7 protein-coding genes are annotated in these 9451 nt (G+C 69.7%); 4 read left to right on the top strand and 3 right to left on the bottom strand.

The genetic code is table 11. The annotated features are described in order from the left end of the window. Both Q4P07_RS07425 and Q4P07_RS07430 read left to right on the top strand, forming a co-directional pair. The coding region (locus Q4P07_RS07425) for an ATP-binding cassette domain-containing protein (protein WP_303374272.1) at positions 1 to 2069 on the top strand (2069 nt) is incomplete at its 5' end. Continuing rightward, positions 2066 to 2920, top strand: a complete 855-nt coding sequence (locus tag Q4P07_RS07430; protein ID WP_303374273.1) for an ABC transporter permease — start codon at positions 2066 to 2068, stop codon at positions 2918 to 2920. The genes Q4P07_RS07425 and Q4P07_RS07430, both read left to right, overlap by 4 nt. Positions 2921 to 2926: 6 nt before the next feature. On the opposite strand, the gene Q4P07_RS07435 is transcribed toward Q4P07_RS07430, so the two are convergent. Next, complete coding sequence (locus Q4P07_RS07435; RefSeq protein WP_303374274.1) at positions 2927 to 4144, bottom strand: trans-acting enoyl reductase family protein; 1218 nt, start codon at positions 4142 to 4144, stop codon at positions 2927 to 2929. Positions 4145 to 4198: 54 nt separating this feature from the next. Here Q4P07_RS07435 and Q4P07_RS07440 point away from each other — a divergent pair, with 54 nt between their 5' ends. Then, a complete protein-coding gene (locus tag Q4P07_RS07440) occupies positions 4199 to 4654 on the top strand; it encodes a hypothetical protein (protein WP_303374275.1) in 456 nt (151 codons plus the stop codon). Continuing rightward, positions 4654 to 6564 carry a DUF5671 domain-containing protein gene (locus Q4P07_RS07445; protein WP_303374276.1) on the top strand — a complete coding sequence of 637 codons (1911 nt, stop codon included), beginning with the start codon at positions 4654 to 4656 and terminating at the stop codon, positions 6562 to 6564. Before Q4P07_RS07440 ends, Q4P07_RS07445 begins: the two co-directional genes overlap by 1 nt. Positions 6565 to 6589: 25 nt before the next feature. On the opposite strand, the gene Q4P07_RS07450 is transcribed toward Q4P07_RS07445, so the two are convergent. Both Q4P07_RS07450 and Q4P07_RS07455 read right to left on the bottom strand, forming a co-directional pair. Further along, entirely contained in the window at positions 6590 to 7720 is a 1131-nt protein-coding gene (locus Q4P07_RS07450; RefSeq protein ID WP_303374277.1) for an aminotransferase class V-fold PLP-dependent enzyme, read from the bottom strand. Positions 7721 to 7826: 106 nt separating this feature from the next. Next, positions 7827 to 9449, bottom strand: coding sequence for a thiamine pyrophosphate-binding protein (locus tag Q4P07_RS07455; protein WP_303374278.1), 1623 nt, complete (start codon positions 9447 to 9449; stop codon positions 7827 to 7829). Positions 9450 to 9451 lie beyond the last annotated feature (2 nt).

Below are 9451 nucleotides of genomic sequence, written 5' to 3' on the forward strand. Positions count from 1 at the left end.
TCGACCCTCGCTGCGGACGTTTCGATGCCGACGTATGCCGTCTCTTCCTCGAGGCGGCCGAGTCCGGTCGACCTTCGGCCGAGTTGTTGACGCTGCTGCACGCGCACTCCCCCGCCGCCGTCCTGGACACGGTGGACGTGCCGGTCTATCTCGTGCAGGGGATGACGGACTCGCTCTTCGGCATCGACCAGTCGCAAGCAACGGCCGCGGCGCTGCGGGAGCGCGGTGTCCCGGTGGCGCAGCGCTGGTTCGACGGTGGGCACGACGCGTCCGGGCCGACCGGGCTCGGGGGCGAAGTCGCTGCTGCGCAGGAAGGCGACAGCGCAGCAGAGCCCAACGGCACAGGCGACACCGGCAACCCCGGCGACCAGTCTCTCGTGGGCAACAGTGCTTCGGAGGCCGCCTCGGCCGAGGCTGACGCGCAGGACGAAGCTCTGCACACCTGGCTGGCGGCAACCCTGGGGTCTGCGCCAGCCTCGACCAGCGACCCCGCGACCACCCCAGCAGCCGACGGGGCACAGCCGCTACCGGCCCTGGCCTACTCCCTTCCCCGCGCTCCTCGCGAGCAGCTCGCCACCCTGCGCCAGGTCGGGACCGCCAAGGAGCTGACGAGCGCCTCCGGTGAGACCTCGCTGGAGCTATCGCCGTCGGGTCCTCCGGTGATCCTCTCGCCGCCAGGCGGCACCCCTGCCGCTTTGTCCACTGTTCCCGGTGCAGGGGCGATCGGGGCAGGTCTGGCGGGCTACGCCTTGGCCGCGCTGCCCACCCAGTCCACGACCTTCGACACCGCGCCCCTCACCGACCCCTCGACCATCGTCGGCAGCCCGCGGGTCCGCCTCGAGGTGACCTCCACCGGGACCCAGACCACTCTCTTCCTCTCGCTGTGGCAGTTGCCCGGCAACGACCGACAACCCGTCGCGCAGCGCACGCTCGTCGCACCGATCCGCGTGGCGACCACGCCAGGACAGCCCGTGGAGGTGGACGTCGCTCTGCCGGCGGGCACCTATCAGGCACCGGTCGGCGCGCGTTGGCGGGTCCTCGTGTCGGCGACGGACACGGCATACCGCAACAGCACCGAAGCGGCCCAGCTCCAGGTGACGCTGGCCGAACCTGCCTTGGTCGTGCCCACGGTCGATGGCACCCAGGTCGGTGGTCCGCGTCCCCTCGACGGCCAGTCGATCGCCCTCCTCGCCGGGCTCGGCGTGCTCTGGGCCGCCCTCGCAGCGTGGGCACTCACCCAACGTCGCATCACCCGTCGGCACGACAGCGCAACGACGACCGCGCGCCCAGATCTCGCCGACGTGCCCCTCGCGGTCGAGGGTCTGACGAAGGCCTACCCCGACGGGCACCAGGCCGTCAGCGACGTCCGCTGGCAAGCACTGCGTGGGCAGGTGGTCGGCCTTCTCGGCCCCAACGGTGCCGGCAAGACCACGACGCTGCGGATGGTGATGGGCCTGATCCGTCCTGATGCCGGTGAGGTCTATCTGCTTGGTGAACGCGTCCGACCGGGCGCTGACGTGTTGCGCCGGGTCGGTGCGCTCGTCGAGGGCCCAGGCTTCTTGCCGCACCTTTCGGGACGGGCCAACCTGGAGGCCTACTGGGCTGCGACGGGTCGCTCCCACCAGGAGGCTCGACTGGAGGAGGCGTTGGACGTCGCCGCTCTCGGCTCCGCGATCGAACGCCCGGTCAAGTCCTACAGCCACGGTATGCGGCAGCGCCTCGGCATCGCACAGGCCATGCTCGGCCTCCCCGAGGTCCTCATCCTCGACGAGCCCACCAACGGGCTGGACCCCCCACAGATCGCCGCCCTTCGTCCCATCCTGCACCGCTATGCCGAGGCTGGACGGTGCGTGGTGATCTCCTCCCACCTGCTCGGCGAGGTGCAGCAGACGTGCTCGCACATCGTGGTGATGGACGCTGGTCGGGTGCTCGTGGCCGGCAGCGTCGAGGAGGTCGGCGTCAACGCCGAGCACACCCTGGAAGAGGTCTTCATGAGCACGATCGACACCAGCCGCGGCGGGCACAGCGCGCCGGACAACGAACGACTTCGGCAGGTCAGACCACGATGAGCGCGAACCCAGCAGCGGCCGCGACGGCACCGGTCAAGCTCGGCCATCGACCTCTGCGGCTCTCGACCGAGTGGCGACGACAGGCCACCCGCCCGCGCACCCGCTGGATCCTGGGCATCCTCGCGGTGCTGCCGCTGGTAGTGGTCGCGGCGTTCATGCTCGGCGACAGCAACCCACGCGGGCCGGGTTTCGACGACGTGGCCACGGTCGGCGCGGCCAACTTCACCGTCTTCATGCTGTTCGTCACCGCGGAGCTGCTGCTGCTCATCGTCGGGTGCCTCTTCGTCGGCGACACGATCGCGAGCGAGGCGTCGTGGGGCTCGCTGCGCTATCTGCTCACCGCGCCGGTCCCGAGATCCCGCCTGCTCACCGCCAAGCTGCTCGTCGGCCTGGGGTGGACCGCGCTGGCGCTCGTCGGCTTCCTGGCCTGGGTGATGCTCGTCGGAGGTATGTCGTACGGCTGGGACGAGCTGATCGTGCCGGCCGGCGGGTCCGTGGCGTGGGGATCGTTCGCATGGCGGCTCGCCGTCGCGGCAGTCTTCATCCTGATCGCGCAACTGCCCTATCTGTCCATCGCGTTCTGGATCGGTGTCCGGACCGACGCACCCTTGGCGGCGGTCGGGGGCGGCGTGATGGCGTCGATCCTGTCGACCATCCTGGAGTCGATCAACGCTCTAGGCGACTGGCGGGTCCTGCTGCCGGGCCGCAACGCCAGGGCCTGGATCAGCCTCTTCTCCCCCGACGTCGCCTGGCACGAGCTCGCGCACGGGGTGCTCTGGTCGACGCTGTGGATGACGGTCTTCCTGGTGTGGGCGTGGCGGCACTTCGGGCGCAAGGACGTGCTCAGCTGAGGTTGATTAGGACACGTCGAGGGTGAAACCCTGCTCACGCAGCCTCTGCGCCAACACGTCGCCCATCGCCACTGCGGGCGTCAGCACTCCCCCCTCGGGTGAGCATCGGTCACCGTCGACAGCCATCGCAAGCCCGGCCTGACCCAGCATCACCGAGGTCGCGGCATACCCAGGGTCACCGTCCGCGGCGACGGTCGCGGCATACCTGGTGCCGTCCTGCGTCACCGTGCTCGTCTCGATCGTGAAGCGGCCCTCCCTCCGGCTCTCCTCCGATGGGCCCTGGCCCGGCGCAGGCAGCACCCGGTCGAGAAGGGCACGCACACCCGGCGTCGACATCGCGCCCATCAGCACCGCCATACCGGCCGCCAGGGCGCCAGCCCGCGCCATGGCCTTGGGACCGCTACCGGTCGGAACGACCTCGCGGTAACGGAAGCGGGGCCCGTAGGCGCCCCCACGGAGCGCGTCGGACCGGCGCACCAGCCGGGTGTTGTAGCCCGCCATCACGAACGGGGCGTCCCACTGCCCTGTCTGCGCATCGACGAAGGGTCTCCAGACATCCCGCTGCCCGGAGGCCCCGCGCCATGGACCGCTCAACGCATGCGGATCTCCGACGATGCGCGCCAGCGACCGGTCCCCCTGGACCGTCTGCAACTGCAGGCGCATCGAGTCGATGGTGCCGCCGCTGAGCCCACCCTTGAGTGTGCGGACCCGCAGCGTGGTGTCGGTGAGCCCTCCCGCGCCGTCGGCTTCGGCCTGGCGGTTCAGCAGGTGCACGGCGAGGTCCGAAGGCACGGAGTCGAAGCCGCAGGAGACGACGATCCGGGCCCCGCTGGCGCACGCCGCGTCGTGGAAACGGTCGATCAGCTGGCGGACGAAGAGGACCTCTCCGGTCAAGTCGGCGTAGTGGGTGCCGGCCTCAACGCACGCCTGGACCAGGGGTATGCCGTGGCGAAGGTAGGGGCCGACCGTGCTCACCACCACTGTGCTACGCCGGGCGAGGTCGCGCAGGCTGGCGGGGTCTTGCGCATCGGCCAGGACGAGCGGCCAGTGAGCTGCCCGCACGCCCAGGCTGTCGCGCACCCTCAGCAACCGCTCGTGCGACCGGCCAGCGAGGCCTAGCCGCACCCCCGCGGGCGCCGTCTGCGCCAGGTGCTGGGCGACCAGACCCCCGACAAAGCCGGTGGCGCCGAAAAGGGTCAGGTCGAGGTCACGGTCGCTGTCCATCCCAGCATCCTGCCCCACAGCCGACGGCGGACCCGTCGATGAGACACTCTGGCCATGACCTCCCGCGCCAGTCGCGTTCTCCTCATCACTGTCGTCGCGCTCGTCCTCCTAGCCGTCATCGGTGCAGTCGTCTCAGCACTGCGCCCCACGCAGCAGTTGGAGCCCGGCTCTCCCGAGGCCAGCGTGCAGGCCTATGTGTCGGCGGTGTTCTCCGGTGACAATTCCGCCGCAATAGAGCTACTCGACCCAGATGGACCCTGCACGATCACCGACCTTCAACAGGCGGACTACCGGGCTCCCACCGCCCGCGTCGTGCTGCGCGAGCGCACGGTCACCGGCGAGAAAGCCACCGTGCAGGTCGAGATGATCCGCAGCAACAGCGACACGCTCGGCGGGAGCGAGTGGGCAGAGGACCAGACGTTCACGCTGCGCAAGTCCGGCGATCACGGCTGGGTCATCACTGACGAAAGCCCCTGGCCCATGTTCGGCTGCTTCTCCAAGGAACGCTGATGCGCAGCGTCGGCTTCGTCGCGGTGCTCGCGTTCGTCCTCCTGGCCCTCGTGGTCGTCGGCATCGGAGCGGGGATCCGCTACGTTCACCAGCGCGGAAACAACCCTGAGCCGGCTGGCAGCGACCTGTCCACCCACTCCGTGCGGCGGTTCTTCCAGTACGTCATCCTGGCGGGCCTTCTCTTTGCTGCCGCCTCGGGAGTCAGCGGGCTGCTGGGTCGGCTGTTCGAGATGCGGCAGGTCATGGTCCGCGACGACACCTTCCTCGCGCTCCAGCTGACCTTCACCTTCATCGCACTCCCCCTGTGGGGCGCGCTGCTGTGGTGGACGCTGCGCGCGTTCAGGCGCGACCCGGCCGAGGTCCGCGCGTTCACCTGGGCGGCCTACCTGCTCATCGTCGAGCTCACCAGCCTGATCATCGCGATGTATGCCTGGCAGCAGACGCTGTCGATGGCCGCTCAGCTCGAGCCCTACCGTGGCTCCCCGATCGCGCAGGCGGTGGTCTGGACGCTGATCTGGGCTGCGCACCGCTGGTGGGGACGCCGCTCGACGCCGCCGTCTCACCAACGGGTCCAGCAACTCCTCGGCTCCCTCATCGGTCTGGCCACCGCCGCGACCGGCCTCATCGGCCTCCTCACGCCGGCGCTGCGCGAGCTCTTCGGCCTCAGCGGCGAGGTGATCGTCTCCGCGTCCTCCTCGGAGGTGCTGGCCGCAGCGATCGCGTTCGTCATCGGCGCTGCAGTCTGGATCCTCTACTGGGCCCTGGATGCAGTCCGCAGCCCGCGCACCACGCCCTGGCTCGCGTATGTGCTGCTCGCGGGCGTGGGTGGCGGCCTGATCGTCGCGATCACCGCCGCCAGTGCGCTGGTGTATGCCGTGCTCGTCTGGCTGGTCGGGGTGCCCACGGAGGCCAGCGCCGTTCAGCACTTCGACGCCGCGCCCGCGCAGCTGGCATACGTGGCCGTCGGGCTGCTCACCTGGTGGTACCACCGGGAGGTGCTCGAGAGCGGGATCGACCCGGAAGTGGTCGGGAGCACGACCGATCCGGAGGTGCACGAGAGCACGACCGTGCCCGACGCAGCATTGGCTCCACGGACCGAGGTCCGGCGCGTCTATGAATACCTCATGTCGGCGATCGGCCTGCTGGCTGCCGCGGCCGGCCTGGTCATGATCATCGTCACCCTGATCGAGGTGATCTCCGCGGGCAGCGATCTGCTCGCTGGCGGCCACCCCGTCAACACCCTGATCGCCGCGCTGGTGCTGCTCGCCGTGGGCTTGCCCGTGTGGTGGTGGCACTGGCGTCAGGCGCAGCGGGCCCGCGATCGTGACCCCGCACGCGAGCTGGATTCACCGGCGAGGCGCACCTACCTGCTGATCCTCTTCGGAGTCATGGGGATCACCGCCGTGATCGCGCTGATCACCCTCGTCTTCTTCGTCATCGACGACACCCTCTCCGGCTCCGTGGACACGGAGACCATCCGCCGGATCCGCTATCCCATCGGCATCCTCGCCGCCACGTCGCTCCTCTCCGCCTACCACTGGACGATCTTCGGGTCCGACCGCGCTGAGCAGGCACGACGGCTTCCCGAGGCTGAGGGCGCCACTGCCGGGACCGTCGTCGTCGGGGGCGTCACCTCCGACGACGTCACCTCCGAGAGCACCCCCGCGGCCATCGCTGCCCCGGCGCCGAGGGTCGGCACGCTCCTGCTCGTCGGCCCCTCAGACCCGCAGTTGCGCGCTGTTCTTCAGGAGGCCACCGGCCGCGACGTCCAGCTCGTGCACCGCACCGACGTCGGGGCCGCGCCCTGGCCGGTCGAGGAGCTCCTCAGCCTGGTGGCCGCCTCACCCGCCAAGGACCTCCTCGTGCTCGCCGAGCCGGAGGGCCTGCGCCTCATCCCCATCGAGCGCTGACCGCGTCCGCTCACGCCAACCCACGTCAGCGTGCGAGTTTGTCGAGCGCTTCCTCCAGGCGGGTCAAGGTGCCTTGGACGTCGTCGAGCTTATCCAGCCCGAACAGGCCCATCCGGACCGTCGACCAGTTCGGTCCTTCCCCGCACTGCAGCGGCACGCCCGCGGCGACCTGCAGCCCGACCTCAGCGAACGCCGCGCCAGACTGGATCTGCGGGTCGTCGGTGTGCACCACGACCACGGTCGGGGACGCGTACTCCGGGGCTGCCACCGACCCGAACCCGTGCGCCGCGAGCAGCCCGCGCACCCCTTCGCCCAGCTCGATCTGCGCCAGTCGAAGTTTGTCCAGGCCCCGCTCTGTGGTCTCGGTAGCAACCTCGGCATTGTGCGCGATCGCGTCTGTCGGAAGGGTGGCGCGATAGGGCGACTTGCCCTCGACATACGACTGACTGACCCCGAGCCACGCACCCAGGTCGAGGGAAAAACTGGTCGAGGTGCCCGTCGCGACCGCGGCCCTGCCCCTCTCGGAGAGCATGACGTAGCCCGTGCTAGCCGAGCCGCTCCACCCCTTCTGCGGTGCACTGATCAGCACGTCGATCCCGAGCTCCGCCATGTCTACCCACAGGGCACCGGAGGCCACGCAGTCGAGCACGAAGATGCCGCCAGCTGCACGGGTGGCGTCGGCGACCGCACGCACGTAGTCATCAGGCAACAGAATGCCCGAAGAGGTCTCCACGTGGGGGGCGAAGACGACCTCAGGAGCCAGTTCGGTGATCTTGGCGACGACCTCGTCCAGCGGCGCCGGGACCCAGGCACTGTGCGGCGAGTCATCCACCGGCCGTGCCGCCAGGATGCTCACGTCGTCGGTGATCTGTGCTGCGTCGATGATCTGGGACCAACGGTAGGAGAAGAGTCCGTTGCGCAGGATCAGCGTCCGCCGTCCCGTCGCGAGCTGCCGCGCCACGGACTCCATCGCGTAGGAACCGCCGCCGGGGACGAGCGCGACTGCCTCCGCGGCGTAGGTGCTCCGCAGCGTCTGGAGCAGGCTCTGCATGGAGCCGACGAAGCTCTGCGACATGTGGTTCAGCGACCTGTCCGTGAAGACCACCGAGTACTCCAGCAGACCGTCGGGATCGATGTCGGCACGAGGAAGAGACATAGCAGCACTCTCCCATATCGAGGTCAGCCGATCCCGGGCGGCGCGGAGGGCGCCGCACACCCAGGGTGCGGCAACCCGGACCAGGTCCTCGGGCGCGTCGTAGCGACTACTTCTCACCCTGGAAAGTGTGCGCCAGGACCCACGACGGGAAGGAGGTGATCTTGGCGTCGATGAGCAGCGGACGCTCTCGGGGGCCATCGACCCACTCGCGCACCGGCCCGAGGTCGTGCGTCGAGCGCACGGTCACGGCCTCACAGCCGAAGCCCCGTGCGATGGCGGCGATGTCGGTGTCAGGGAAGACGACCGTGCCGAGCGCTTCGTGGTCGTCGGCAAAGTGGTGCACCTCGGCGCCATAGGCGTCGTCGTTGTAGACGAGCACGACCAGCGGCAGCCGCAGACGCACGGCCGTATCAAGCTCGGTCAGGCTCATCATCAGCCCGCCATCACCGACGCCGGCGACCGCAACCCGGTCCGGCAACGCCAGCGCGGCGCCGATCGCGGCGCCGAGCGACAGACCGATCGACTGGAAGGCGAGCGGCAGCACGAAACCTCGGGCGTCCGGGACGGCCAGGAACATTGCGGGATAGCCGTTGAAGTTGCCGCCGTCAGGGACGACCACGCGCTGCTTCGGCAGGAGGTCGTCCAGCGCGATCGACAGGGTTCGCGGATCGATGTGGGTCTCGGTGCCAGTGTCCTCGTAGGGCACCTGACGCCAGCGCCCCTCACGCTCCAGCCGGGCCCGCACCTCTGCGGTGCGATAGCCCTCGTCGGGGCGCTGACCGAGGAGCTTGGCCGCCGCAGCGGCGACGGTGGCGGAGTCACCCACCACCGCGTGGTCGGGGCCATGGTGGAAGCCGATGGCGTCGGCATCTGCATCGACGACCACGACGACCTTGTCCTTGAGCAGGTCACCGGACCTGCTGGTCCAGCGATTCAGGCTCGCACCGAAGGCGACGAGCGCGTCAGCACCGGCGATCAGCTCGGCGGCGGCGGGCGTCGCAAAACCACCCATCACATCGACATACCAGGGGTCGCCCTCGAAGAGCCCTCGCGCGACCGCGCTGGTCGACAGGAGTGCTCCCGCCGACTGCGCCAGCACCTCCAGCTCAGACCGTGCCTGCAGGGCGCCTCGCCCCCCGACCACCACTGGCCGGCGTGCCTCTCGCAGGACCTGCGCGACCAGCTCGGCACCCTCATCGGTGGCCCCGGCCGTGGTGAGGGTGAAGTCGAGGGGCAGGGCGGCGGACTCGTCCAGGTCCAGCGGCTCGTCCTGCACGTCCAGAGGAAGGTTGAGGACGACGGTATGACGTGCGTCGCGCGCCCTGCGGAAGGCTCGGACCGTGTCCAGGACTGCGGTCGCGGCGGAGTGGACCCGGTGGACCTCCACACCGAGGGCGACCAGGACCGCTTCCTGGTCGACCCAGAAGTTGCTCGTCTGGACGGTCGGCGGGGTGTCACCGGTCAGCACGAGCATGGGCGTGCGGCTTTTGGACGCCTCCACGATGGAGGTCAAGGCATTGGTCAGCCCACATCCCTGGTGCAGGCTCAACGCCGTCATCTCACCGGACACCCGGGCATAGGCGTCGGCCATCATGCCCGCTCCGGTCTCGTGGCGGGCCGGGACGTAGGTGGCCCCGCGCCGGACGAGCTCGTTGGTGACCACGTAGTTGCCGCTGCCGACCACGCCGAAGACGTGGCTCAGCCCGAGACGGTGCAGGGTGGCGGCCACGA

This window comes from Ornithinimicrobium sp. (assembly GCF_030537745.1).
Lineage (GTDB): Bacteria > Actinomycetota > Actinomycetes > Actinomycetales > Dermatophilaceae > Ornithinicoccus.